Here is a 24,066-nt window from a genome sequence, read left to right as displayed (position 1 = left end):
ACCATCTATCTTGATGGTTACAATTTTTTAAGCGAAATTTACACAAATTAGATAGAATTACATGCTAGATACGGCAAAGGAATACGATGAGGTAATTGAGATTTGTATAAATCTATACCAGAAAAAAATGTCAGATTACGGCAGCGCTTGGAGAATTTTAAGATTGCCTTCGCTTACGGATCAAATTTTTATAAAAGCACAACGTATACGTAGTCTTCAAGAAAATGAAGTTCGTAAGGTTGATGAAGGTGAACGCTCAGAATTCATAGGTATCATTAATTACTCGGTAATGGCACTAATTCAGCTAGAATTAGGTGTAGCTGATCAGCCTGATCTTTCTACTGAAGAGGCTGTGGAGTTATATGCCAAGCATATTAAAATTACGAAAGAACTTATGTTGAACAAGAACCATGATTATGGAGAAGCTTGGAGAGATATGAGGGTAAGTTCACTTACAGATCTTATTTTACAGAAATTACTTCGCGTAAAACAAATAGAGGATAATAAGGGTAAAACATTGGTTAGTGAGGGTATAGATGCCAATTATCAAGATATGATCAATTATGCGGTCTTTGCATTAATACATTTAGGTTCAGAATCAGAAAAATAAAATTAAGAATGAAGTATTTAGTAGGTGTCGTTAGAATTTTTGTTGGAATACTTTTTATCATTAGCGGATTTATAAAACTGAACGATCCCGTTGGTTTTTCATTTAAACTAGAAGAGTATTTCAGCCAAGGTGTATTGGACCTTCCTTTTTTAACTCCGTTCGCATTGGCCATTTCTATACTTGTGGTAATCGTAGAGGTAATGGTTGGGGTAATGCTAATTCTGGGCTATAAACGTAAACTTACTGTGTGGACCTTATTGGCAATGATAATTTTCTTCACGTTCCTTACATTTTATTCTGCATATTTTAATAAAGTAACTGATTGCGGTTGCTTTGGCGACGCAATTAAATTGACTCCGTGGGAATCGTTTACGAAAGATGTGGTACTGTTGGTGTTGATTTTAATTATATATGTTGGTAGAAAATATATAACTCCTTTAGTGAATTCTAAGACCTTGATGTCTGTACTATATGTTTCTTTTATTGCTTGTGTAGGGTATGTGTATTATGTATTGAACCATTTACCGGTTATTGATTTTAGACCTTATGAAATTGGCAAGAATATAGAGGAAGGTATGAACACTCCTGCAGATGCTCCAAAAGCGGTGTTTGAATATAAATGGAAGTTTAATGTCAACGGCAATGAGGAAATTTATATCACCAACGGAGATTACCCAACGGTAGACGGGGAATTTATAGATGTGGAAACTAAAGAAATTCAAGCAGGGTATGAACCACCTGTTCATGATTTCACTATAGAACAAAACGGAGAAGATTTTGCAGCATCATTATTGCAAGAGCCTAAATTGGTAATGGTCATAGCATATGATTTGCGTAAGTCCAATCTTGAGGTTTTCAAAGAAATAAAAGCTGTGACGGATAAGGCGTTAAAAGCGGGTTATAAAGTTATAGGTATGTCTGCTTCCGGTCCTGATCAAACAGATGCGTTGAAAAAAGAAAACAATCTGGCGTTTGATTTTTACTTTACAGATGAAACTACACTTAAAACTATTGTTAGATCTAACCCGGGAGTTTTAGTATTGGAGAAAGGAACCATAGTGCAAAAATTACATTACAATGATTTAGAAAATTTGATTTTCGAATAAATATAAACTGAAACTGAACAACTAGAAACAAAAATATGAGAGCAAAGATAGTAGCAGGTAACTGGAAAATGAACAAAAATTTGGCGGAAACAGAAACACTTTTGGCTGAGTTATCTGCAAAATTACCAGATACGAATGCAGAAGTAATGGTAGCACCAACCTATGTGAATTTAGCAAGCGCCGTGCGTACTTTAGAAAATTCTAAGATTGAGGTTATAGCGCAGAATATGCACTTTGCTGAAAGTGGAGCTTTTACAGGTGAAATATCTGCAGATATGTTATTGAATATTGGTGTTGATACCGCCATAATTGGCCACTCGGAAAGAAGAGCCTATTTTGCAGAAAGTGATGCAATACTTTCCAAAAAGGTAATTACAGCTTTACAAAAAGGCATTCGTGTAATGTTCTGTTTTGGAGAGGAGCTAGAAGATCGTAAATCAGGCAACCATTTTAAATTGGTAGAAAGCCAATTGAAAAACGTACTTTTTAATTTAGAGCCATCTGCGTGGTCTAATATTGTTTTGGCTTATGAGCCAGTTTGGGCAATTGGTACAGGTGAAACGGCTTCTCCAGAACAAGCGCAAGAAATGCACGCATTTATTCGTAAAACTATTTCTGAGGCATTTGATGCAACCATTGCAAATAATGTTACCATTCTTTATGGTGGTAGTGTAAAACCGGGTAATGCGGAAGAAATTTTCTCTAAACCAGATGTTGATGGTGGCTTAATAGGCGGGGCATCTTTGGTAGCAGATGATTTCATAGCGATTATAAATGCCATTTAAGTTCACTAAACTATAATGAGCGATATCGTATACATTGAATACCGTTTTAAGGTACAACCAAAAGAACCGGCTTCAGACATTCTCATTGCAGAATTGGGTGAAGCCGGTTTTGAAAGTTTTGTAGAGGAAGAGGATGATGTTTTGGCATATATTCAAAAAACAGATTGGTCTTCTGATATTTTAGATGACATTTATATTCTTGGAAATTCCAATTTTGAGATAACTTACCAGTATAAAGAGATTGCGCAAGAAAACTGGAACGCTACGTGGGAGCAAAACTTTCAGCCCATTATCGTAGATGATGTGTGCATGATCAGAGCACCTTTTCATGAGAAGATTCAGGTAGATTATGATATTGTAATTGAGCCAAAAATGAGTTTTGGAACCGGGCATCATGAAACTACGCACATGATGTTACAGCATATTTTACAGTTAGATGTAGAGAATAAAACCGTTTTGGACATGGGTAGTGGTACAGGGGTTCTAGCCATTTTGGCCGGTATGCGTGGCGCTACGAATATTGATGCAATAGATATTGATAATTGGTGCTATCTAAATGCTAAAGAAAACGTGGCACGAAATAATATGGATTTTATATCGGTTTATGAAGGTGATGTTACTTTGTTAAAGGATAAAAAGTATGATTTGATCATTGCGAACATCAATAGAAACATTTTGTTGGCCGATTTACCTAGCTATGCGAAATGTTTAAATAAAGGTGGGGTTTTATTATTAAGTGGTTTTTATACCGAAGATTTAGAAATGATTTCGCAAAAATGTACCGAATTAGAGTTAAAGTTTGAAAAAAACCTTGAACGAAATAATTGGGTTGCAGCAAAATATGTAAATTAGTTAGTATTAATTGAGATTCATATGAGCACAAAAGAAGAAATTTACGAAGAACTACTCCTTGAAGAAGAGACGGTTCAGCAAAATGAAATCGTTCTTTTTAATGATGAGGTGAATACATTTGATCATGTAATAAATACATTGATTTCAGTTTGCGAACATTCTCCTGAACAGGCGGAGCAATGTTCTTTAATTGTACATTACAAAGGAAAATGCACGGTTAAAACTGGAGAATATGAAGAACTTAAACCACAATGTTCAAAATTATTACAAGCAGGACTTAGTGCAGAAATTACTTAAGTTTAGCTCGGTAAAATGAAAGTTTAAAATGAATAAACGTAAAAAGACCCCTTATTTCTATAAGGGGTCTTTTTATTGATTAATCTAAAAAATAAATAAAATATAAGTTTAGATCGAAATTATACCAATGGCACGCCATTCAATCTTTTTTCAATCTTCTTCTTTTTCTCGGTTAATCTTTTCATTACGTCCATTAAACTAGGATCCTTAGTTTCTTTATAAACTTCGTTGATGCTTAAGATAAGTGCTTTTGCCTCTCTTGATGCTTCTACTCGGTCACTAGTGGACATATTGCTCATTTTTCGACTCTCAAATTCCTGAGCTTTTTCAAGTAACTCCATGTGATGCTTTTTTTTCAAAGTTAACATAATATTCAAATTACGCAATTCTTTGTCGATTGTATATAGTTATGAGGCTATTAGATAATAGTATTTATGAACAATTTAACGAAAATGGTCAGTTTAACGTCTTTTTTTCAGGGCTGAAATGCAATTTTTATGGAAGAAGAAAAATACCAACACGTTATAATCACTTTTTAGTTGACGAAATATGAATAATTTGGGGTAATTAATTCAAAAATTAAGAATCAGTTAATAAGTTGTGCTTTAAAAAATCCTTATCTTATTTTTAAACGAAAATATTTGCTAAATCTTTAAAAAAAGATATATTTGTGTAATCGATTGCATTAAATTGAGTTGTATATAGAATTAATGCATTCCAAGAAAACATTCATTTAGAAATAGGGGATAATTAAGTGTATTTTTCAACCTCTATTTTTGAAAATGTAACCAAAAGTAAAACATATAACAGTGGTAGGTAGCAAGTCATTTATTAAGGAAGATTTTTTATTGGAAAATAAATTTTCACAAAGATTATTTCATGATTATGCTTCGCAAATGCCGATCATAGATTACCACTGTCATTTACCACCAATTGATATTGCCAATAACCGTCAATTTGAAAACTTGACCAAAATTTGGTTAGATGGGGATCATTATAAATGGCGTGCCATGCGAACTTTTGGTGTTGAAGAAAAATATATTACCGGTGATGCCTCGGCAAAGGAGAAATTTGCCCAATGGGGCAGAACGGTTCCCTACACTTTAAGAAATCCCTTGTATCATTGGACTCACCTTGAGCTGCAACGTTATTTTGATATTGACATATTATTGAGTGAGAATACAGCTAGTGAAATCTTTGATGAGGCCTCCTCAAAGCTGCAAACAACAGATTTCAGTTGTCATAATCTAATAACCAAAATGAATGTTGAGGTTATTTGTACAACAGAAGATCCAATTGATAGTTTAGATCATCATGTTAAAATTAAAAATAGCGGTTTTAATGTGAAAGTGTTCACTGCTTTTAGACCAGATAAAGCAATTGTAATATCTAATGAAAACTATCTGGAATATATTAATAAGTTATCTGAAATAAGTAATGTGTCCATTGATTCCTATAAATCTTTGTGCGATGCGCTAGGCGTGCGTTTAGATTATTTTGAAGCTAATGGGTGTACTTTATCGGATCACGGCTTAAGCTATGTGCCTTTTAGAAATTTTACCGATGCGGAAATAGAAGATATTTTTCAGAAAAAAAGGGCTAAAATACAGTTGACATTAGAAGAGTCTGAAAAATTTCAGACTTCTATATTGTTGTTTTTGTGTGAGCAATATCACTCCCGTGGATGGATTCAGCAATTTCATCTTGGAGCGTTACGGAATAATAATGCTAGAATGACTAGAATTCTTGGTCCTGACACTGGTTGGGATTCTATAGGCGACTATTCACAGGCAGAGACACTTTCAAAATTTTTAAATAGATTGGACTCTAAGGATAAGCTTACCAAAACCATTTTATATAACCTTAATCCAGCAGATAATGAAGTACTGGCTACCATGATCGGTAATTATAATGATGGTACCGTTAAGGGAAAAATGCAGTTGGGTTCTGGTTGGTGGTTTCTGGATCAAAAAGACGGAATGACCAAGCAGCTAAATGCCTTATCCAATATGGGGCTAATTAGTTGTTTTATTGGAATGTTGACAGATTCCCGTAGTTTTCTTTCGTATCCCAGACATGAGTATTTCAGAAGAATTGTTTGTAATCTTTTTGGTCAAGAAATGGAGAGGGGAGAACTGCCTCAAGATTTTGATTTGGTAGGTAAAATCATTCAAGATATAAGTTATTATAATGCCAAAGAGTACTTCAAATTTTAAAGATTAATATTCAGGTTCCTATAAACCGTTTAAAACCATACTATGAAAAGTATACAATTGCTATCGCTATTAAGTTTGGTCATCACCTTTTTGGGTTGTGACATCCAGAATGATGCAAAGACGTTAAGGCTGGGTCATGGTTTAGACGTTAGCCATTCGGTACATAAGGCAATGGTTAAAATGGGTGAAGATCTCTTGGAGCGTTCCGGTGGTAAACTTAAACTTGAAATATACCCTAGTCAACAATTAGGAACTGAAAGAGAGTGTTTGGAGCTTTTGCAAATAGGTAGTTTAGATATGACAAAAGTTTCTGTAGGGGTATTGGAGAATTTTGCACCGAAAATGAAGGTATTGGGTCTTCCCTTTCTCTTTAGAGATCGTCGACATTCTTTCAGTGTACTTGATGGACCTATAGGCGAGCAATTATTGAACGAAGGGGAGCAATATTGGTTAAAAGGTTTGGGTTATTATGATGCTGGCAGTCGCAGTTTCTATACCATGAACAAGCCAATAGAAAAACCAGAAGATCTGGTGGGTGAAAAAATACGGGTAATGGAAAGTGCAACGGCAGTGAACATGGTCAAGGCTCTTGGGGGATCGCCAACTCCTATTTCTTGGGGTGAACTTTATACTTCTTTACAACAAGGTGTTGTTGATGGTGCCGAGAATAATCCTCCTAGTTTTTACCTGTCAAGGCATTATGAGGTTTGTAAGTACTACTCATTAGATGAGCATACGGTGCTGCCAGATGTTCTGTTAATTGGTACTTATGTATGGAATAAATTGAATGAGCAAGAGCAAAAATGGTTGAGTGCATCGGTAAAAGAATCTGTAAAATATCAGCGTGTTTTATGGGCAGAGGCAGAAGAGGAAGCTTTACGCGAAGTTCAAAAGGCTGGTGTTGAAATTATTCGACCAGATAAATCACTTTTTGCGGAAAAGGTAAAAGATATCTATGAAGGTTATAAGGATGATCAGGATATATATCCGCTTATCAAACAAATTCAAGAAACAAAATAGTCTGCTATGCGAAATAAAATAGACGCCGTTTTAGGCAAGACCTTGGTGCTGATTATGTCGGTTATGGTAATTAACGTACTATGGCAAGTTTTTACAAGATATGTTACCGGTAACCCCAGTTCATTTACAGATGAGCTTGCTCGTTATTTAATGATATGGATCGGCGTTCTAGGTGCGGCATATGTGTCGGGTCGTAATCTTCATGTTGCCATTGATATTTTACCACTTAGGCAAAATGAGAAAACACAGAAAAAGTTAAAGATAATTGTAACCATTCTGGTAATACTATTTGTATTGTTCGCTTTTGTGATCGGAGGGTCTCGTTTGGTTTACATCTCATATGTACTGGGGCAACAATCACCTGCATTGCAAGTACCTCTGGCATTGGTTTATATCATAATTCCCATTAGCGGATTACTGATTATGTATTACAAAATTTCTGACCTTAAAAATATGAAATCATGATGGAGCATTTACCTATTTTAGTATTAGTACTGAGCTTCATATGTTTGCTATCCATTGGTACGCCGGTAGCATGGAGTATAGCTATTTCTTCATTGTTGACCATGCTGGTAAGTATACCCGCCATGCCTGCATTTACAACGGTATCTCAACGGATGGCTACGGGGCTTGATAGTTTTGCCCTCTTGGCAATTCCGTTTTTTGTGCTTTCGGGCGAACTTATGAATAAGGGTGGTATAGCCCATAGGCTTATCGCCTTTGCCAAAACTTTAGTTGGTGCCTTTCCCGGTGGTTTAGCTTTAATAAATGTCATAGCCGCAATGTTAATGGGTGCTATTGCAGGGTCTGCTATGGCTTCTGCATCAGCAATGGGTAGTATACTTGGACCTGAAATGGAAAAAGAAGGCTATTCAAAAGAATTTGGCGCAGCGGTCAATATTACATCCGCTACAACTGGTTTAATAATTCCGCCTAGTAATGTGTTGATCGTTTATTCATTGGCAAGTGGGGGAGCATCTATAGCTGCCCTGTTCTTAGCTGGATACGTTCCGGGAATTATGACCGGGCTTTTTTTAATGATCGTGGCAGCTTTTTGGGCAAAAAAGAAAAAATATAAGGTAGGTAAACGTAGTAGTTTTAAACAAGTAGGTAAAACATTCATAGATGCTTTGCCAAGTCTTTTTATGCTTGTGGTAGTAATTGGCGGTATTGTAACGGGAATTTTTACCGCTACTGAAGCCTCCGCCATAGCCGTGCTATACAGTTTAATTTTAGGTTTTATATATAAGGAAATTACCTTGCCTAAACTACCACAGATTTTACTGGATTCTTCTGCCACTACGGCAATTGTAATGTTATTGATAGGTTCATCTATGTGCATGTCATGGGCTTTGTCCTATGAAAATATTCCGCAAGATATAAGCTCTGGACTATTAAGCTTAAGTGAGAATAAAATTGTGATTCTTTTGATCATAAACTTACTATTGCTCTTTGTGGGAATTTTTATGGATATGACTCCCGCCGTTCTGATCTTTACACCGATATTTTTACCTGTGGTAACCAAGTTAGGACTTGATCCCGTTCACTTCGGTATTATTATGGTTTTGAACCTTTGTATAGGTTTATGTACACCGCCCGTAGGCTCGGTACTGTTCGTTGGAGTAGGTGTGGCTAAAACTACTATTGAAAAAGTGTTTAAACCATTATTGCCTTTGTTTATTGCAATGATCATTGCACTGTTCTTGGTCACTTATATTCCACAATTGAGCTTATGGTTACCAAGTTTATTTGATTTGTAGGATTAAAGAAGGTCTTATTGATTATGTGGGTATTGTCGAAGCTAAAAAGAATACTTCTAGAGAAATAGTCCAATAATCTTTATGTTTTGCTGGACGATTTTCTAACAATTAATTTTGCTGGCAGCACCACATTGTTCTGAACTTTTTCATTTGAATCATTTTCAATTTGTTCTAAAAAGACCTTTGCCGCCATTTTTCCCATTTCCAATGGTGATTGATCTACAGAGCTGATTGATGGTTCCATAAATTGCGTAAAGGGTTCGTTACTAAAACCTACAACGCTTAAATCTTCTGGTATTTTAATAGATTTACTTTGTAAGTATTTGACTGCACCTAACAATCCGTTGTCTGTAGATGAAAATATGGCATCTGGTGGTTCTGGTAAATTCATAAGTGTTTTTGCCGCATCTTTACCTGCCTCCATATTACTTTGCAAGGAAATTACATATTCCTTTCTAAAGGGTATGTTATGTTTTGCCAGTGCATCTTTATATCCCTTAAATCTATGTTGGTAAAGTTCAATACTTTGGTCAACGTCAAAGTGCGCAATTTTTTTACAGCCTTGTGCAATTAAATGCTCCGTTGCAACAAAACCACCTTGATAATCATCAATGGTAACAGTGCTTATTTCATTGAACCTTAAAACCCTATCAAATAGTATAAAAGGAGTACTTTTTTTAACGGTCTCCTTGAATTCATCTTTATTCTGCTCGGTAAAAGATGTAGATAATAATATACCATCTACCTGCGCATTTAACAGGTTCTGTATAATTTTCTTCTCCCGGTTTCTATCCTCATAGGTTTGCGATATAATTACATGAAAACCTTTTGGATATAGTTCATCTTCTATACCGCGAATTACAGAGGCAAAGAAATTTTTATTGATGAAAGGTACTACGACCCCAACATTTTTACTTTTACCACTTTTAAGTGCTAATGCAAGCCTATTCTGTTTGTAGTTTAATTTGGTAGCGGTAGCTAGTACAAGATTGCGTGTTTTTTCGCTTATTTTAGGATTATTGTTCAAAGCCCTTGATACCGTTGCAGCGGTAATGTTCAATTCTTTTGCAATATCGTAAATGGTAGCTTTTTTGCTCATAGAAAAATGTATGATAAATTTACGAAGATTGAATAACTTACCGTGCTCAAAAATGTCTTAAAATAGAAGGGTGTTTAAATTTTAAAACTAAAGCCTTTCTCTACTTTTTTATGATATTTATTTTGATCAAATTCAAATAGAAAAGCACCTTTTTTAGAGGAGCTCGTATCTTTCTCTTTCAATTTTGTCAATAGATCCAATGAGTTGAATTTGTTAATGAAGTTTCGCTTATCCAGTTCGGTATCCAAAATAGCTTCGTAAAGCTTTTGGAGCTGTCGCATCGTAAATTTTTCTGGTAAAAGTTCAAACCCAATAGGCTTACAACTTATTCTATTTCTTAAAAGAGTCAATGCTTCTTTAACCATAATATTATGGTCAAAAATCAATGTAGGTATATCTTTCATGTCAAACCATTTAATCGGATTTTGCCTCAGTAATTCTTTACAATGGTGTTCTATATTTATAAGGGCAAAATAGGTTACCGAAATGGTTCTTTCTTCCGGATCACGGTCTATTTTAGAATAACAATGAACCTGTTCCATATATACATTATTCAAGCCTGTTAAGTTCTTTAATACACGGGCAGCTGCTTCTTCTAGGTTTTCTTGCATTTTAAGAAAACCACCAATAAGTGACCATTCTCCTTTAGCTGGTTTAAAGTCTCGTTCAACGAGCAAAATTTTTAATTCTTCTTGATAAAATCCAAAAATTATACAATCTATAGCAAGTAGTACTTTGTCCTCTTTGCGATAATTATTCAAAACCATTATTCATTTTTTGCGAACCTAAATTAATGAGTTTCAATTGAACTGAACCACGTTTTTGGTAGAAAAGGTCTATAGTTTTTTCTATAGTTGGCTATTAATAAATGTGTTAGTTGTTTTTTAAAGGCTTTGATTTGCCTTGTAAATGGTTTTTATATCTAAATAATATTACGGGAGCAAGTGAAAAACGCAGGGAGAACTAATTTTGGAATAAACCCTGAAAATGTTAATCTGATGATTGTATTTTTTTATTTAGAATCATTTAAAATTAGTTCGATTTAAAAAAATAAAAATAAGTCTCCCTAATTATTGTAAGAAGTTCGTTTTCATTAATTTATGAATATTTGTCACATATTATTATGAAATTGATTAATATATCTAAGTATTTGGTGTTGATTATTGCTATTTTGATAATATATTTAGATTTCAACATGGAATATGTTAAGGGGATTTGGCAAAATGATAAAATTTCAATGAGGATTAAAAAAAGTAATTATGGTGTTACGGTAAATAAGGAGAAGGTAGAGTTATACAAACTGTATAATTTGGACGGAATTCAAGTAAGCATTATAACTTTTGGAGGAAGAATAACAGCTGTTGAAACTCCTGATAAAGATGGAAATATTAAGAATGTTGTTTTAGGTTTCAAAAACTTGGAACAGTACGAAAAACCTAACCCATATTTTGGAGCTCTTGTTGGAAGATATGGAAATCGTATTGCAAAAGGGAAATTCATCTTAAACAATTACGAATATCAACTAGCAAAAAATAATGGTGAAAATAGTCTACATGGTGGTGTGGTAGGTTTTGATAAAGTGGTTTGGAAAGTTGAAGATATTCAGGAAAATAAAACCTCGGCTTCTTTAAAACTTAGTTACTATAGTAAAGATATGGAAGAGGGTTTTCCCGGTAATTTAAAAACAACGGTCACCTACACACTAAATTCTGATAACAGTCTTGATGTTTTATACGAAGCAACTACAGATAAAACTACCATTGTAAACCTTACACAACATTCCTATTTTAATTTATCGGGCGATTTCTCTCAACCTATAATTGATCATGTTGTGGAGATCAATGCAGACAAATTTGTGCCAGTGAATGCTTCGCTGATTCCTACAGGTGAGTTGGCAGCTGTAGATGGTACACCGTTCGATTTTAGAATACCAAAATTGGTGAGTGAAGCTATAAACATGAACAACGATCAAATTACTTTAGGTGGTGGTTTTGATCATTGCTGGGTGTTGAACAATTCTGATAAAGGGTATAGGCGTGTAGCAAAGGCATATCACCCAGAATCGGGCAGAGGTGTTGAAGTAATTACGGATCAACCAGGTATGCAATTTTATACAGGAAATTTTTTAGCTGGTAAGCTACCAAGACCAAACGGTGGTTTTTACGCAAAAAGAAGTGGCTTTTGTTTTGAAACCCAACATTTTCCAGATGCACCAAATCAACCAAGTTTTCCTTCTGTAGTACTAACTCCGGAAGAAAAATACCTGACAAAAACCACTTTCAAATTCACAGTTAAATAAACCATACCATGCAACAATTAGACCATTTAGATTGGATCAGTATTTCACTCTATTTTTTATTACTTGTAGGTGTAGCCATATGGGTAATCAGGAAAAAAGAAGATAATACGGAAGATTACTTTTTAGCCGGCAGAAACGTTGGCTGGTTTGTAGTAGGTGCTTCAATATTCGCATCAAACATTGGCTCAGAACATGTCGTCGGTTTAGCTGGCACGGGAGCAAGTAATAAATTGCCCTTGCTTATTTATGAGATACATGCCTGGGTTGTATTAATGCTGGGTTGGGTGTTTTTACCATTTTATGCTAGGAGTGGCGTGTTTACTATGCCAGAATTTTTAGAGAAACGTTTTGATGCTAGATCTAGATGGGTGTTATCTGTTTTCTCTATTGTTGCATATGTGCTAACAAAAATATCGGTGACCATTTATGCAGGTGGTGTGGTAGTTTCTGCATTATTGGGTATAGATTTTTGGACGGGAGCCATAGCTACGGTCATATTAACAGGACTTTATACTGTTTTGGGCGGTATGCGGGCTGTGGTATATACAGAAACGCTACAGGCAATTTTATTAGTGGTTGGCGCTGCTGTATTAACGTTCATTGGGTTGGATAAAGTTGGTGGATGGGGAAGTATGGTAGATACCTTGGGACCAGAATATTTTAATATGTGGAGACCGGCGACCGATCCGGATTTTCCTTGGCCTTCATTGTTCATTACAAGTACTATAGTCGGTATATGGTATTGGTGTACAGACCAATATATTGTACAGCGCACATTAACGGCAAAGAACATAAAAGAAGGAAGGAGAGGTACCATATTCGGAGCATTGTTAAAATTATTGCCTGTTTTTTTGTTTTTAATACCAGGTGTTATTGCATTGACGTTGAAAATGAGAGGAGAATTACATTGGGAGAGTGCAGATGAAGCATTTCCGGTGTTAATGAGTAATTTGTTGCCATCAGGCCTTAGAGGTCTTGTTGCCGCAGGGTTATTGGCAGCTTTAATGAGTTCTTTGGCTTCGGTATTTAATTCATGTTCTACCTTGTTTACAGTTGATGTATATAAGAAATTACGTCCTGATACACCAGAGAAAAAACTGGTGAGAACAGGACAAATAGCTACTGTTTTTGTGGTGATTATAGGTATTATTTGGATTCCGATAATGGCAAATATATCAGGAGTGTTATATGAATACTTACAAAGTGTACAATCGTATATTGCACCACCCATTACTGCTGTATTCTTATTAGGAATTTTTTATAAGCGAATTAATGCCACGGGAGCTTTTGCAACCCTTATCATGGGAATTTTAGTAGCCTTTTTTAGAATTGCGTTAGAGTTGCTTAAAGATAATTTTGATTCCGATGGGATATTATTTTATCTGGGGGATATGAATTTCTTGACTTTTGGTGCTTGGTTCTTTTTATTTTGCTTAATCTTTATGGTAGTAGTTAGTCTATTAACGAAATCGCCTGATAAAGAGCAAATAGTCAACCTAACATTTGGTACTATAACCGAGGAAGAAAAGAATAAAAATAAGAATAGCTATAATTGGATCGATATTATCGTTTCTATTTTTATTGTATTGATCGTAATAGGTATTATGGTGTTCTTCAACGGAAAATAACAACTTGGTTTACTAGTATAGAAAGTGTCACCTATTTTAGGTGGCACTTTTTTCATTAAAATAGATGTGCATTATAAATAATTGCAATAGAGATAAAGAATTGATTTTTAGAAAATTAATTTTAAAGCACTAAAAAAAATACACATGCAAAAACCAAATAAAAGACTCGTAGGGCAAACCTGTATCATCACCGGATCTAGTGATGGTATTGGTGAAGCGGTTGCCAAAGCAATGGGAATGGAAGGAGCCAATATTGTTATTAATTATCATAGTAGTAAAGTGGAAGCTGAAGAGGTAGCACATTGGATCAGTGAAAATTCTGAATGTGGTGATGCTATTGTGGTCAAATGTGATGTTAGCAAGGAAGATGAAGTGCAGAATATGTTTAAAAAAACGATATCAAAATTTGGTACTGTTGATGTATGTGTAGCCAATGCCGGTTTACAATTAGACCACCCATTGCATGAAATGCCATTATCTGATTGGCAGCGAGTGATAGATGTAAACCTTACCGGTCAATTTCTTTGCGCAAAAGAGGCTATAATAGAATTTAAGAGAAGGGGAATGCGACCTGATATTTCCAATTCATTGGGGAAATTAATTCATATGAGTTCTGTACATGAAGTAATACCATGGGCCGGTCATGCTAATTATGCAGCAAGTAAAGGTGGCTTGGTCATGCTAATGCAAACTATTTGTCAGGAATACGGACCGTATAAGATACGTTGTAACTCCATTGCACCCGGTGCTATTAAAACAGATATCAATAAGGATGTATGGAGTACCCAAGAAGGTAGAGATGGCATGTTAAAATTAATACCTTATAAGCAAATTGGAGTGCCCGATGATATAGGAAGTGTAGCAAGCTGGTTGGCATCGGATGAATCTGAATATATAAATGGAACTACCATTTTCGTCGATGGGGGTATGACCTGTTATCCAGGTTTTACTGCTAATGGGTAATTGGAAACAAAAAAATAGCCACCGAATTGGGTGGCTATTAGTTATTTTAATGAGAACTAATTATTGCATCAAAGGAGTGTAATCAAATTTTTGACCACCTACAGATGCATCTGCCATTAAACCGGCCTTTGGTAAAGCAAAAACGGCAACACCATCTCTATACTTTGCATTTACAGCAACACCAGATTTAAGTGCAACTGCAGAAGCTTCAGCAGAAAACTCAAAATCTCCTTCTTTAAACTCGGCTAAGTCTTCAGCGGTTTCAAAAAAGATTACCTCCGTAATGGCTTGTCCGCCTGCTTGTAGACCTACACTTAATTTTTTTAGGTCGGCCATACCTACTTTTTCGCCATTTTCATATACGACACCATTACCCGATGCACCACCGATTATGAAGCCTCCTTTTCCAACGTTAGGAAAAACTACATATCCTGCTGAGTTGTTAAAGAACTGGTCTAAGCCAACATCCATTGTCATTAATTTTTCCTTTGCATTTTCGGCATCTTTAATTACTTTTTTGTCCTTACTGCTTTGTGCATTTACTCCAACGGCTACAAATAAAATAGCTGCTAATGTTATAGATTTTAAAATTTTCATCTGTTCTAGTTTTATAAATTAATTAGAATTGTTTCTATACCACAAAGTTAATTTGAAAGGTAGGTAATGTTTGTTGTTATCCACATAAATATTGATTCAAATGCATGTTAAATATTTGTGAATCAGTTAATTATAAGTTAAAAATTGAGATTTTATTTATTTTGAAGTAGCTAAATGATTTGTGCACAGCATTTTAAATGCTTTCAATATTTCTTAAATATTTGTTAATTTAAAGTTTTGGTTTTATATTCATGACATATTAAAAGGAGATAATAATGGAAAAGCAAGAATATTTTTTTGATTCTAAAATGATAGCTAACCTTTTAATAGCTCTGGCATTACTTTTATCAGCTGCTTATTACATAAGTAATGCTAAGGAAATTGAAGACGAGGTAAATACAGTAATTGTATCCTCTCTTAAGGATGTTAGCAATAGCTTGGCTGAACAAGAGACAACTAGAAAATAATTGTAATTTCTGACCATTACCAAAGCTACAGGTGAATAATCTGTACCTTTTTTTATTGCCTATTTTTTGCCAACTATGACATTTGCAACCAGCGCAGCTATGATCATAAGTATTCCTATTAGGCTCCAAATAGAATAAATATCTCCAAACCAAAATATGCCAACCATAATAGTGAAGATAACTTCAATATATTTTAATGGTGCCACTAAATTTGTTTGTGCAATTTGAAATGCTTTGGTCATGAAAACTTGTCCAAAGAATCCAAAAATCCCTAAACTTAATAATAAAAGCCAGTCTATGCCGGTTGGGGTAATCCAATTGTTTAAACTTAACAACCCGCCTATTACGGTACCTGTAAACATAAAGTAATTCACAATGACCATTGGGTGATCGTTGTTTCCAATTTTTCTAATAAGTACATAAACCAGACCACTAAATACGGACGCTGCCAAAACCAAAAGTAAGCCTGTTGAATTAATAGTGTTGTCAAAACCTTTAAGGACTAACACTCCTCCAAAAGCAAAAAGAAATAACAACCACTGAATAGGTTTTAGTTTCTCTTTAAGTAATAATACTGCAAAAATAGCGGCATAAATAGGAGCAAGATATCTTAACGATACTGCTGTGCCAACAGGTAAGTATTGCAAAGACATAAAAAACAAGCTCATAGCGGTTAATCCCGCAAGAGCTCTAAATATCATGAACCTACGGTTGTTACCCAATATTGGAATTTTCTTGATTATTATGTATGATGTTCCTAAAATTAAAGAGCCAATGGTTCTGAAGAATACAATTTCAAAGGTGGGAAAATGGCTTAGGTATTTTACGAACGAGTTCATTAAACTAAATGAAAACGTACTAATGATCATAAACAAAATGGCCTTCTTCACAGTTCAAAATTATCAGTACAAAGGTAAATGCCTGTATTTGAAATCTTCTAGTTAAACGCTGATAATTACATTTCTCATTAAAGTTTTATCACTTTGATAATATAACATACTTGAAAGAAGTTGTTCTATAGAATTAGAGTAGTTTCTTCATTAAACTAAGAATAAAACCGATCATTTCTTAGCATTTTAATGTCCTTCAAATTAATTAAGGGAAGTTTTAATTTTAAAGGTCTTGAAATTTGACAGAATTATTTTATGGTAATTGTTATAATAGCCATAATTGTAGGGGAAGTTTTTGATAATTCCCTTAACTTGGCGGTACAATGCAGATACATTGTAGCTAGTACTGATGAATAGTAAAATCTTAATTTCAATTACACAAATACAGATAAAATGAACGAATTATTATCCTTAAAAGATAAAAATTATGCACTTTCAGGTGGAACAGGAACCTTAGGTGGATCCATTGCTGAATATTTAGTTGAAAATGGTGCTAAAGTTTTATTGTTAGGAAGGTCAGAAGATAAATTAAAGGGTAAGCAGAACGAGCTGAATGCGCTTGTACCAAATAGTACATTTGTTTTTAAGGTCGATGTCATGGACGAGTCTGAACTTGTGAAGTTGAAGAATAAAATAAAAGAAGAATTTAAACACCTTGACGGACTAGTAAACCTAGCTGGCGGTAATATTCCGGGAGCAACCTTAAGGCCAGACCAAACAATTAGGGATATTTCTATGGGTGATACTAGAAAGGTTGTCGATATCAATTTATTCGGTACGGTTATACCAACTGTAATTTTAAGTGAATTAATGGTAGAGCAGGGCTATGGCTCAATTGTTAATATTTCTTCAATGGCCGCAAAACAAACTATTTCTAGAGTTCTTGGATATTCAATGGCCAAGAGTGCAGTGGATATTTTCACCAAATGGATGGCCAATGAACTGGCTTCTAAACATGGAGATAAAATTAGGGTAAATGCCGTTGCGCCCGGGTTTTTTATAGGCAATCAAAATAGACGTCTATTGACCAATGAGGACGGTTCTTTTACCGAAAGAGGTAACAGTATTATTAAAAACACTCCAATGGGTAGATTTGGCGATGCGTCTGAGTTAAATGGTATGGTTCATTACTTGCTTAGTGATGCATCTAGTTTTGTAACCGGTAGTATTTTTGATGTGGATGGTGGCTTTACTTCCTTTTCTGGAGTGTAAATGCAATTTTTAAAGTTTGGCTATTCTTGTAATCGATTACCTAATTTACCATTAATTTTCATGCGATTAATTTTTTATAGTTTACTTGTTTTCTTCTGTCTTTTAATCTCTTGTAATTCAGGTTATGATGAAACAGAAGTATCTTTAGATTCATATGTTGTAGAGGACGGATTTAACTTAAAGGTTTTGGCGGCAGAACCACTACTCAAAGCTCCTGTTGCCATAGATTTTGATGCTAAAGGTAGAATTTGGGTAGCGCAAATGCCTGGGTATATGAACGATCTTCAAGGGTCTGGTGAAGAGGAACCTTCCGGCAGTATTGTTATTCTTGAAGACTTGGATAAAGATGGTGTCGCAGATCATTCTAAAATATTTATGGATAGTTTGGTAATGCCTCGTGCCTTGGCGCACGTTTATGGTGGTTTACTGTATGCAGAACCTCCATATTTATGGTTCGTTGATATTAAAAATGATAAGCCGGTAAACAAAGTTATGGTTGATTCAATTTATGCGGTTGAAGGTAACCCGGAGCACCAGCCAAACGGATTGGAACTGAATATTGATAATTGGATATATAATGCAAAGTCTAATTTTAGATATCGAAGAATTGATGGTGTTTGGAAAAAAGAACCCACGACGTTTAGAGGCCAATGGGGCATTACCCATGATAATTTTGGCCGACTTTACTATAATGATAATTCTAGAATTTTATTGGGAGATTACGTGTTGCCAAATACGCTGATAGATAACCAATATTATACACCTAAAGCTAGCGTAGATAAACTATTGACTAATGATCAAAGGGTGTATCCTGCTTTTGCAGGGTCTGTAAATAGAGGGTATGCAAAGGGAGTTTTGAATGCAGATAGCTTACTCGTCAATGCTACGGCAGCTTGTAGTCCATTGGTTTATAGAGGAGGGAGCTTTACTCAATCTTATTCCGAGAATGTTTTCGTATGTATTCCTGAAGGAAATTTGATAAAGCGTTTGCGTTTAAACTTTATGGGAGATGCTACCAAAGCCGAACAAGTTTGGCAGAATAAGGAATTTATAACCTCTTTAGATGAAGGGTTTAGACCGGTAAGCTTAAAGAACGGCCCCGATGGTAGTATGTATGTGGTAGATATGCATAGAGGTATGATTGGGCATCATGCATATATGAGTCCGTATCTACGGGATAAAGCAAAAGCTAAAGAATTGGATACCATTGTTAACTTCGGAAGGATTTTAAAGGTATCCCATAATAATGCAACTAGTAATAATTTAACGGATTTTGATACCTTAAATGCTAGTGAATTGGTTTCATTGCTACAAAGTGATAATGGATGGATTCGTGATCGTGCCCAGCATTTTTTAATCTTTAAGGAGCTGAAAACGGTTATTGACGATGTTAAAGACCTTGCGTTGAACAACAAAAATCCTTTAGGTCAACTACATGCACTATACGTTTTAGAAGGCTGGAATGCCTTGTCCTTCGACTTTCTTGTAAGTGTTATTGAAGAAAGTAATAGTGATGTAGCTTCTCATGCTTTGGTGATTTCAAAGGACTTTATTTCAGAAAAGTCAATTGAACAGGCAAGTCATATTTTTAAGAGTGCTTTAGATAGGAATGAATTAGGTTTAGATGTATACCTAGCCAATGTTCTAGGTCACTGGGTTAAAATTGATAACCGTCGATTTCAGCCTTTATTAACCGAAATTTTGAAACGAAGGGAGATGAATACCACTGTAATGGATGCTGCAATCAGTGGTTTAGAAAAAGTAGATACCGTTTTATATAATGATTCGGTCATAAAGAACAACCTCAAAAACACCCCTTTCCTTAGTAAGCTTGAAAATGCGATAACCAATAGAAAATCTGATAAGAAGAATGCTATTTATACTCGTGAAGTAATACGTGAAGATACGCGTACTAGTGGATCTAAAATGTTTTTTCAAATTTGCGCCTCGTGTCACGGTGCAGATGGTAAAGGTATTGATGGTTTGGCACCACCACTTATGGGATCTGAGCATGTTAAGAATACAGAGCGTTTGGCATTGATTATATTACACGGGCTAGAAGGTCCTGTTCATGTAAATGGAGAACGTTATGATATAAATTTGGCAATGCCCGGACTTATTAGAAATGAATCTATAAGCGATCAAGATATTGCCAATATTATATCATATGTAACCAATGCTTTTTCTGATCGATCCAGAAGTTTAAGCAACAAGCGAATTAGTGAGTTGCGAAACGTAAAATCATATACGGGGATGGAGTTTACTGAACCGGAATTACAAGCTTTAGATAGAAAATAGAGCTATTTTAAGCTTTTTCTAATTCCCATTTCCAAACCTCTTAATTCAGCTAAACCTCTAAGTCTACCAATGCCGGAATATCCCGGATTGGTTTTCTTTCTAAGGTCGTCTAACATTTTATGGCCGTGATCGGGGCGCAAGGGCATTCTAGTGTCTTTACGACCAGCGGCCTTTCTTTTATTTTGCTCATTGATCAACGCTTTCATTACTGAGTACATATCAACATCACCTTCTAAATGATTCGCTTCATGAAAATTACCATCCGCATCGCGCTGTGTACTACGTAAATGAATAAAATGAATTCGGTCTCCTAAACGGTCTACCATGCCCGGTAAATCATTGTCCGGTCTTACACCAAAAGATCCTGTACAAAATGTTAATCCGTTATAAGGGCTATCAACGGCTTTATAAAGATCAACAATATCTTGTTCCGTACTTACCACTCGTGGTAAACCTAAGATAGGAAAAGGCGGGTCGTCTGGATGAATACACATACGAATACCCGATGCTTCGGCTACCGGAATAATTTCAGATAAAAATTCAAATAGATTTTTCTTCAATTCTTTAGGTCCTATGGCATCATAGGTTGCTAAAATTTCATTGAATTCTTCTAATGTGTACCCTTCTTCAGCGCCAGGTAAACCGGCTATTATATTACTGACAAGCTTATTTTTGTCCGCTTCTGAAAGCGTTTGGAAATAGGCTTTGGCAGCATTTTTTTGTGTCTCGGTGTAGGTGTTTTCCGCTCCGGGTCTTTTTAATAGATATAATTCAAAGGCAGCAAAGGCATTAGCTTCAAACCGAAGCGCGGTAGAGCCATCTGACACTTCGTAATCTAAATTGGTACGTGTCCAATCTAAAACGGGCATAAAATTGTAGCAAACCGTATCTATGCCACATTGTCCAAGATTGGTAATAGTTTGTTTGTAGTTGTCGTAATAGGTTTTATAATCTCCTTTTTGGGTCTTTATTTGCTCATGAATTGGAACACTTTCTACGACCGACCACGTTAAGCCGGCAGCTTCTATAGTGTTTTTTCGCTTCATTATTTCATCTACGGACCATACAACTCCGTTGGGAATATGGTGTAATGCGCTAACAATTCCTGTTGCACCTGCTTGTTTTATATCTGATAACGATACTGGATCATTTGGTCCGTACCAACGCCATGTTTGTTCCATTATTTTTTTTTAAATTTTATTAAACTCCGCTGAATGCGCTAAATCCTCCATCTATTGGTACAACAATTCCGGTAACGAATTTTGATGCTTCGGCACATAGATAGTGAATAGTACCATTTAATTCATTGGTTTCTCCAAATCTTTTCATGGGTGTGTTCTTAATAATTGTTTCTCCGCGTTCGGTAAATTTACCGGTTTCTTGATCAACTAATAAGGTTCTATTTTGGTTACCAATGAAAAAACCTGGTGCAATTGCATTTACGCGAATACCTTCTCCAAATTTTGTTGCTAGTTCTACAGAAAGCCATTTGGTGAAATTATCTATGGCTGCTTTAGAGGCGGAATACCCAACAACTCTTGTAATTGCACTTTGGGCGGTCATAGAAGAAATATTTATAATTACACCCTTATTGTTCTTAACCATTTCTTTGCCAAAAATCAATGATGGTAAAATACTGCCAAATAGGTTTAGATCAACCACTTTCTTAAAATGATCAATATTTACGTCAAATATGGTTTGGTCAACGGATATGGTGGCTCCGGGCATATTGCCGCCTGCAGCGTTGATTAAAATATCAATTTTTCCAAATTTGGCGATGATTTTATCAGAAACTTCCTTTAAGTTTTTTTCATCCAAGGCATTGCAAACAAATCCGGTAACGTTATTGTTGATCTTTTTTAACTGCTTTATGGCGCTATTGACGATATCTTCTTTGTAATCCAATATGACAATGGTAGCACCGTTGTTAAGTAGGTAGCTTGCCATTTCTCCGCCAAGTATTCCACCGCCACCGGTTATTAGAATTACTTTGTTTTCTATACTGAATAAGTTCATTTTTGTGTTGATTATTGTTTTAAGTCAATCGTATGGTTTCCACTCTTAAGGATGATAATTTGTTGTTTTGGTTTAATTTTCTTCCCGTTATGTCTGCCTTTTAAATTAATTAGAGGAACTTTAAATTCAGCGGACATGTTTTCAGGTATTTCTATGATATATTGATGTGTTTTTTTGTCTTTTTTGAAACTTGCTTTAATGACCCCGTTCATGGTGGGTACTTTAATATTGGAAAATTTCAAATTAGCTAGTTGAGGTTGTATTTCGGCTATTTTAAATCCTGCTGTTTTGGGTTTTATGCCCCACATGTAACGTGTAGTTATGTTCAAGGGTGCCGTGCCCCAAGCATGGTTCCAGTCAGCATTTGGTTTGTATTTTACATCCCAAGCCTCTAAGGTCATGGTAGCGCCAACTTCTATCATGTTCCACCATGTTCTATCGCCTTTGGTATCTGTAATGAGGTCTAAAGCATATTGTGCTTCATTGCTTAAGTATAAACCTTCCAATAAATATTGTGCGCCATATACACTGCAAGCCATGCCTCTGGTTTTTATAAATTCGGTAACCGTTTTAACATGTTCCTTTGGTACAATGCCAAATGCTAAAGGCATCATATTAGCATGTAAGGAAGAATGTGTAGATCCTTCGCCATCTGTATAATATCCTCTGTCCGAATTAAAAAACTTTGTATTCATAGTGGTTTTTACATTTTTGGCTTTCTTTTTGAAAAAAGCTGCATCCTCTTTTTTGTCAAGTACAGTTGCGATTTCTGCCATTAACTTTAGATTATAATAATAGAATGCGTTTACCACGGTGTTTACCGGTACAATTTCGTAACCATCCCTTTCGCCTTCTGGGGTAGCTAATTTCCAACCTGTATCTTTTTGAGCGGGTGGCCAATCAATAATGTCCTTTATTTTAGTATCTGCCTTTTTAAAACCTAGTTTCTGAATATATGCTGCATTCAGATTTGGGGAAGAAGAACTGATAAGGCCATCTGCACGTTCTAGTTCTATTAAGGTTTTTAATTTAAGGTTTTTATAATGTTGTTTTAAGGGTTCTATATCTCCCGTATACATATAATCAGTGTAGAACATAGGCACCGTATGTAATAACCATTCTGTAGGCCAAGTAGGATTTTCAATAAAGTAAGAATTAGTTCTCCTTGCCATGGTATAGAGGCTATCAACACTATAATGACTTAATTGATTTATATAGGCATCTGCTTCATATGGTATTCGCTCTCTATCACCATCTACATAAAAACCTGTAAAACTTGTAGCTTTTATAGTGTGTTTACAAAGCTCCCATATGGAATCTAGAATTTTGTTGGATGATGAGAAGGCACTAGCCTCATCGTTAAATTTGTGATGTAAAGCTTTTTGATGAACCTGTAGTTCGGTAATTGGAATTTTTAGGTTTTCAATTTCACAATATCGAAAAGGCATTACAACACCAATACTATCTTGCAACTGTATGGCAGCACCTGTGGTATTACGCTTATCTGCAGTTAATTTTGGAAGGATTAAGGTGTTGGCGGTCAATTGTGGTAATACAATTTTTTGATATCGTATTGTTGCTCCCGGATTTTTATCAACTCCATTTTTATCGTTTAATTTCTCACCTAAATGAATGATCAATGAATCTGTTTGAGGTTTATTGCTATATAATTGTATGGTTCCAAAAAATGCTTTACCAAAATCTATTAAATAACTATCGCCTGTTAGTTTGTCAACCTTAGCAGGTGGAATGATAGTAGTTTTTAAATCAATATTTGTATTACTATTTTGAGCTTGGGTTACTGCAATAGAAAGTAGTATAAGACATATGTGAATATGCTTTTTCATAGTATTTACGATATGTATATTTATAATATTTAGAACTAGATACTATGCCGTCAATAGCATAGTATCTAGTATAATAGTCTGGGGGTATTACCTATATGTCATTG

23 protein-coding genes are annotated in these 24,066 nt (G+C 35.2%); 15 read left to right on the top strand and 8 right to left on the bottom strand.

Translation table 11 applies throughout. The features are described 5' to 3' along the window. Nucleotides 1-61 precede the first annotated feature (61 nt). From I600_RS06415 to I600_RS06395, 5 genes are read left to right on the top strand one after another with little or no spacing between them, the layout of a single operon-like run. The gene (locus I600_RS06415) at nucleotides 62-610 is read left to right on the top strand and encodes a DUF1599 domain-containing protein (RefSeq protein WP_058103636.1); all 549 of its coding nucleotides are present in this window, start codon (nucleotides 62-64) and stop codon (nucleotides 608-610) included. Nucleotides 611-618: 8 nt separating this feature from the next. Further along, entirely contained in the window at nucleotides 619-1,716 is a 1,098-nt protein-coding gene (locus I600_RS06410) for a BT_3928 family protein (RefSeq protein WP_058103635.1), read from the top strand. 35 nt (nucleotides 1,717-1,751) lie between these two features. Beyond that, nucleotides 1,752-2,501 (top strand): triose-phosphate isomerase, encoded by a 750-nt coding sequence (gene tpiA, locus I600_RS06405; RefSeq protein ID WP_058103634.1) that lies wholly within the window; start codon nucleotides 1,752-1,754, stop codon nucleotides 2,499-2,501. A gap of 15 nt (nucleotides 2,502-2,516) precedes the next feature. After that, a complete protein-coding gene (prmA, locus tag I600_RS06400; protein WP_058103633.1) occupies nucleotides 2,517-3,353 on the top strand; it encodes a 50S ribosomal protein L11 methyltransferase in 837 nt (278 codons plus the stop codon). 21 nt (nucleotides 3,354-3,374) lie between these two features. Then, entirely contained in the window at nucleotides 3,375-3,650 is a 276-nt protein-coding gene (locus I600_RS06395; RefSeq protein WP_027064640.1) for an ATP-dependent Clp protease adaptor ClpS, read from the top strand. A gap of 119 nt (nucleotides 3,651-3,769) precedes the next feature. Here I600_RS06395 and I600_RS06390 read toward each other — a convergent pair whose 3' ends face one another. Further along, nucleotides 3,770-3,991 (bottom strand): hypothetical protein, encoded by a 222-nt coding sequence (locus tag I600_RS06390; protein WP_058104301.1) that lies wholly within the window; start codon nucleotides 3,989-3,991, stop codon nucleotides 3,770-3,772. A gap of 468 nt (nucleotides 3,992-4,459) precedes the next feature. On the opposite strand from I600_RS06390, the gene uxaC reads away from it, so the two are divergent. From uxaC to I600_RS06370, 4 genes are read left to right on the top strand one after another with little or no spacing between them, the layout of a single operon-like run. Further along, nucleotides 4,460-5,866: a glucuronate isomerase gene (gene uxaC, locus I600_RS06385; RefSeq protein ID WP_058103632.1), complete on the top strand. Its 1,407-nt coding sequence runs from the start codon at nucleotides 4,460-4,462 to the stop codon at nucleotides 5,864-5,866. Between the two features lie 42 nt (nucleotides 5,867-5,908). Continuing rightward, nucleotides 5,909-6,886 carry a TRAP transporter substrate-binding protein gene (locus I600_RS06380; protein ID WP_058103631.1) on the top strand — a complete coding sequence of 326 codons (978 nt, stop codon included), beginning with the start codon at nucleotides 5,909-5,911 and terminating at the stop codon, nucleotides 6,884-6,886. A 6-nt stretch (nucleotides 6,887-6,892) separates the two neighbouring features. Next, nucleotides 6,893-7,351, top strand: a complete 459-nt coding sequence (locus I600_RS06375; protein WP_058103630.1) for a TRAP transporter small permease — start codon at nucleotides 6,893-6,895, stop codon at nucleotides 7,349-7,351. After that, nucleotides 7,351-8,646, top strand: coding sequence for a TRAP transporter large permease (locus I600_RS06370; protein WP_058104300.1), 1,296 nt, complete (start codon nucleotides 7,351-7,353; stop codon nucleotides 8,644-8,646). Before I600_RS06375 ends, I600_RS06370 begins: the two co-directional genes overlap by 1 nt. Before the next feature lie 79 nt (nucleotides 8,647-8,725). Here the strand turns inward: I600_RS06370 and I600_RS06365 are convergent, their stop codons facing one another. Next, nucleotides 8,726-9,745 carry a LacI family DNA-binding transcriptional regulator gene (locus I600_RS06365; protein WP_058103629.1) on the bottom strand — a complete coding sequence of 340 codons (1,020 nt, stop codon included), beginning with the start codon at nucleotides 9,743-9,745 and terminating at the stop codon, nucleotides 8,726-8,728. 74 nt (nucleotides 9,746-9,819) lie between these two features. Beyond that, nucleotides 9,820-10,512, bottom strand: coding sequence for an NUDIX hydrolase (locus I600_RS06360; RefSeq protein WP_058103628.1), 693 nt, complete (start codon nucleotides 10,510-10,512; stop codon nucleotides 9,820-9,822). A gap of 470 nt (nucleotides 10,513-10,982) precedes the next feature. Here I600_RS06360 and I600_RS06355 point away from each other — a divergent pair, with 470 nt between their 5' ends. The 3 genes from I600_RS06355 (at nucleotide 10,983) to I600_RS06345 (ending at nucleotide 14,635) form a co-directional block, all read left to right on the top strand. After that, a complete protein-coding gene (locus I600_RS06355) occupies nucleotides 10,983-12,044 on the top strand; it encodes an aldose epimerase family protein (protein ID WP_317038722.1) in 1,062 nt (353 codons plus the stop codon). Nucleotides 12,045-12,052: 8 nt separating this feature from the next. Beyond that, complete coding sequence (locus I600_RS06350) at nucleotides 12,053-13,672, top strand: sodium:solute symporter (RefSeq protein WP_058103626.1); 1,620 nt, start codon at nucleotides 12,053-12,055, stop codon at nucleotides 13,670-13,672. A gap of 144 nt (nucleotides 13,673-13,816) precedes the next feature. Further along, a complete protein-coding gene (locus I600_RS06345; RefSeq protein WP_058103625.1) occupies nucleotides 13,817-14,635 on the top strand; it encodes an SDR family oxidoreductase in 819 nt (272 codons plus the stop codon). Between the two features lie 60 nt (nucleotides 14,636-14,695). On the opposite strand, the gene I600_RS06340 is transcribed toward I600_RS06345, so the two are convergent. After that, nucleotides 14,696-15,232: a lipid-binding SYLF domain-containing protein gene (locus tag I600_RS06340; protein WP_058103624.1), complete on the bottom strand. Its 537-nt coding sequence runs from the start codon at nucleotides 15,230-15,232 to the stop codon at nucleotides 14,696-14,698. A gap of 275 nt (nucleotides 15,233-15,507) precedes the next feature. On the opposite strand from I600_RS06340, the gene I600_RS06335 reads away from it, so the two are divergent. Then, nucleotides 15,508-15,699: a hypothetical protein gene (locus I600_RS06335; RefSeq protein ID WP_058103623.1), complete on the top strand. Its 192-nt coding sequence runs from the start codon at nucleotides 15,508-15,510 to the stop codon at nucleotides 15,697-15,699. A gap of 59 nt (nucleotides 15,700-15,758) precedes the next feature. Here I600_RS06335 and I600_RS06330 read toward each other — a convergent pair whose 3' ends face one another. Then, complete coding sequence (locus tag I600_RS06330; protein ID WP_262493582.1) at nucleotides 15,759-16,589, bottom strand: DMT family transporter; 831 nt, start codon at nucleotides 16,587-16,589, stop codon at nucleotides 15,759-15,761. Between the two features lie 393 nt (nucleotides 16,590-16,982). Between I600_RS06330 and I600_RS06325 the strand changes: the two genes are divergently transcribed. Continuing rightward, on the top strand, nucleotides 16,983-17,801 hold the full coding sequence (locus I600_RS06325) for an SDR family oxidoreductase (RefSeq protein ID WP_058103621.1): 819 nt from the start codon (nucleotides 16,983-16,985) through the stop codon (nucleotides 17,799-17,801). Between the two features lie 60 nt (nucleotides 17,802-17,861). After that, on the top strand, nucleotides 17,862-20,099 hold the full coding sequence (locus I600_RS06320) for a DUF7133 domain-containing protein (RefSeq protein ID WP_058104299.1): 2,238 nt from the start codon (nucleotides 17,862-17,864) through the stop codon (nucleotides 20,097-20,099). Nucleotides 20,100-20,101: 2 nt separating this feature from the next. On the opposite strand, the gene uxuA is transcribed toward I600_RS06320, so the two are convergent. Genes uxuA through I600_RS06305 form a run of 3 tightly spaced genes read right to left on the bottom strand, consistent with a single transcriptional unit; the run spans nucleotide 20,102 to nucleotide 23,962 of the window. Continuing rightward, complete coding sequence (gene uxuA / locus I600_RS06315; RefSeq protein ID WP_058103620.1) at nucleotides 20,102-21,280, bottom strand: mannonate dehydratase; 1,179 nt, start codon at nucleotides 21,278-21,280, stop codon at nucleotides 20,102-20,104. A 19-nt stretch (nucleotides 21,281-21,299) separates the two neighbouring features. Continuing rightward, a complete protein-coding gene (locus I600_RS06310) occupies nucleotides 21,300-22,115 on the bottom strand; it encodes an SDR family oxidoreductase (RefSeq protein ID WP_058103619.1) in 816 nt (271 codons plus the stop codon). An 11-nt stretch (nucleotides 22,116-22,126) separates the two neighbouring features. After that, the gene (locus I600_RS06305) at nucleotides 22,127-23,962 is read right to left on the bottom strand and encodes an alpha-L-rhamnosidase-related protein (RefSeq protein WP_058103618.1); all 1,836 of its coding nucleotides are present in this window, start codon (nucleotides 23,960-23,962) and stop codon (nucleotides 22,127-22,129) included. Between the last annotated feature and the right edge of the window lie 104 nt (nucleotides 23,963-24,066).

The sequence above is a fragment of the Maribacter dokdonensis DSW-8 genome, from assembly GCF_001447995.1.
Lineage (GTDB): Bacteria > Bacteroidota > Bacteroidia > Flavobacteriales > Flavobacteriaceae > Maribacter > Maribacter dokdonensis.
This window is presented reverse-complemented; position numbering and strand designations above follow the sequence as displayed.

What these genes read in the sequence shown, in the direction of transcription:
- I600_RS06375 (WP_058103630.1), top strand. Translation starts at nt 6,893, where the DNA reads ATGCGAAATAAAATAGACGCCGTTTTAGGCAAGACCTTGGTGCTGATT.
- I600_RS06345 (WP_058103625.1), top strand. Translation starts at nt 13,817, where the DNA reads ATGCAAAAACCAAATAAAAGACTCGTAGGGCAAACCTGTATCATCACC.
- I600_RS06340 (WP_058103624.1), bottom strand. Translation starts at nt 15,232, where the DNA reads ATGAAAATTTTAAAATCTATAACATTAGCAGCTATTTTATTTGTAGCC.
- I600_RS06395 (WP_027064640.1), top strand. Translation starts at nt 3,375, where the DNA reads ATGAGCACAAAAGAAGAAATTTACGAAGAACTACTCCTTGAAGAAGAG.
- I600_RS06360 (WP_058103628.1), bottom strand. Translation starts at nt 10,512, where the DNA reads ATGGTTTTGAATAATTATCGCAAAGAGGACAAAGTACTACTTGCTATA.
- I600_RS06415 (WP_058103636.1), top strand. Translation starts at nt 62, where the DNA reads ATGCTAGATACGGCAAAGGAATACGATGAGGTAATTGAGATTTGTATA.
- uxuA (WP_058103620.1), bottom strand. Translation starts at nt 21,280, where the DNA reads ATGGAACAAACATGGCGTTGGTACGGACCAAATGATCCAGTATCGTTA.
- I600_RS06365 (WP_058103629.1), bottom strand. Translation starts at nt 9,745, where the DNA reads ATGAGCAAAAAAGCTACCATTTACGATATTGCAAAAGAATTGAACATT.
- prmA (WP_058103633.1), top strand. Translation starts at nt 2,517, where the DNA reads ATGAGCGATATCGTATACATTGAATACCGTTTTAAGGTACAACCAAAA.
- I600_RS06305 (WP_058103618.1), bottom strand. Translation starts at nt 23,962, where the DNA reads ATGAAAAAGCATATTCACATATGTCTTATACTACTTTCTATTGCAGTA.
- I600_RS06370 (WP_058104300.1), top strand. Translation starts at nt 7,351, where the DNA reads ATGGAGCATTTACCTATTTTAGTATTAGTACTGAGCTTCATATGTTTG.
- I600_RS06380 (WP_058103631.1), top strand. Translation starts at nt 5,909, where the DNA reads ATGAAAAGTATACAATTGCTATCGCTATTAAGTTTGGTCATCACCTTT.
- I600_RS06320 (WP_058104299.1), top strand. Translation starts at nt 17,862, where the DNA reads ATGCGATTAATTTTTTATAGTTTACTTGTTTTCTTCTGTCTTTTAATC.
- I600_RS06390 (WP_058104301.1), bottom strand. Translation starts at nt 3,991, where the DNA reads ATGGAGTTACTTGAAAAAGCTCAGGAATTTGAGAGTCGAAAAATGAGC.
- I600_RS06310 (WP_058103619.1), bottom strand. Translation starts at nt 22,115, where the DNA reads ATGAACTTATTCAGTATAGAAAACAAAGTAATTCTAATAACCGGTGGC.
- I600_RS06325 (WP_058103621.1), top strand. Translation starts at nt 16,983, where the DNA reads ATGAACGAATTATTATCCTTAAAAGATAAAAATTATGCACTTTCAGGT.
- I600_RS06410 (WP_058103635.1), top strand. Translation starts at nt 619, where the DNA reads ATGAAGTATTTAGTAGGTGTCGTTAGAATTTTTGTTGGAATACTTTTT.
- I600_RS06350 (WP_058103626.1), top strand. Translation starts at nt 12,053, where the DNA reads ATGCAACAATTAGACCATTTAGATTGGATCAGTATTTCACTCTATTTT.
- tpiA (WP_058103634.1), top strand. Translation starts at nt 1,752, where the DNA reads ATGAGAGCAAAGATAGTAGCAGGTAACTGGAAAATGAACAAAAATTTG.
- I600_RS06355 (WP_317038722.1), top strand. Translation starts at nt 10,983, where the DNA reads ATGAGGATTAAAAAAAGTAATTATGGTGTTACGGTAAATAAGGAGAAG.
- I600_RS06335 (WP_058103623.1), top strand. Translation starts at nt 15,508, where the DNA reads ATGGAAAAGCAAGAATATTTTTTTGATTCTAAAATGATAGCTAACCTT.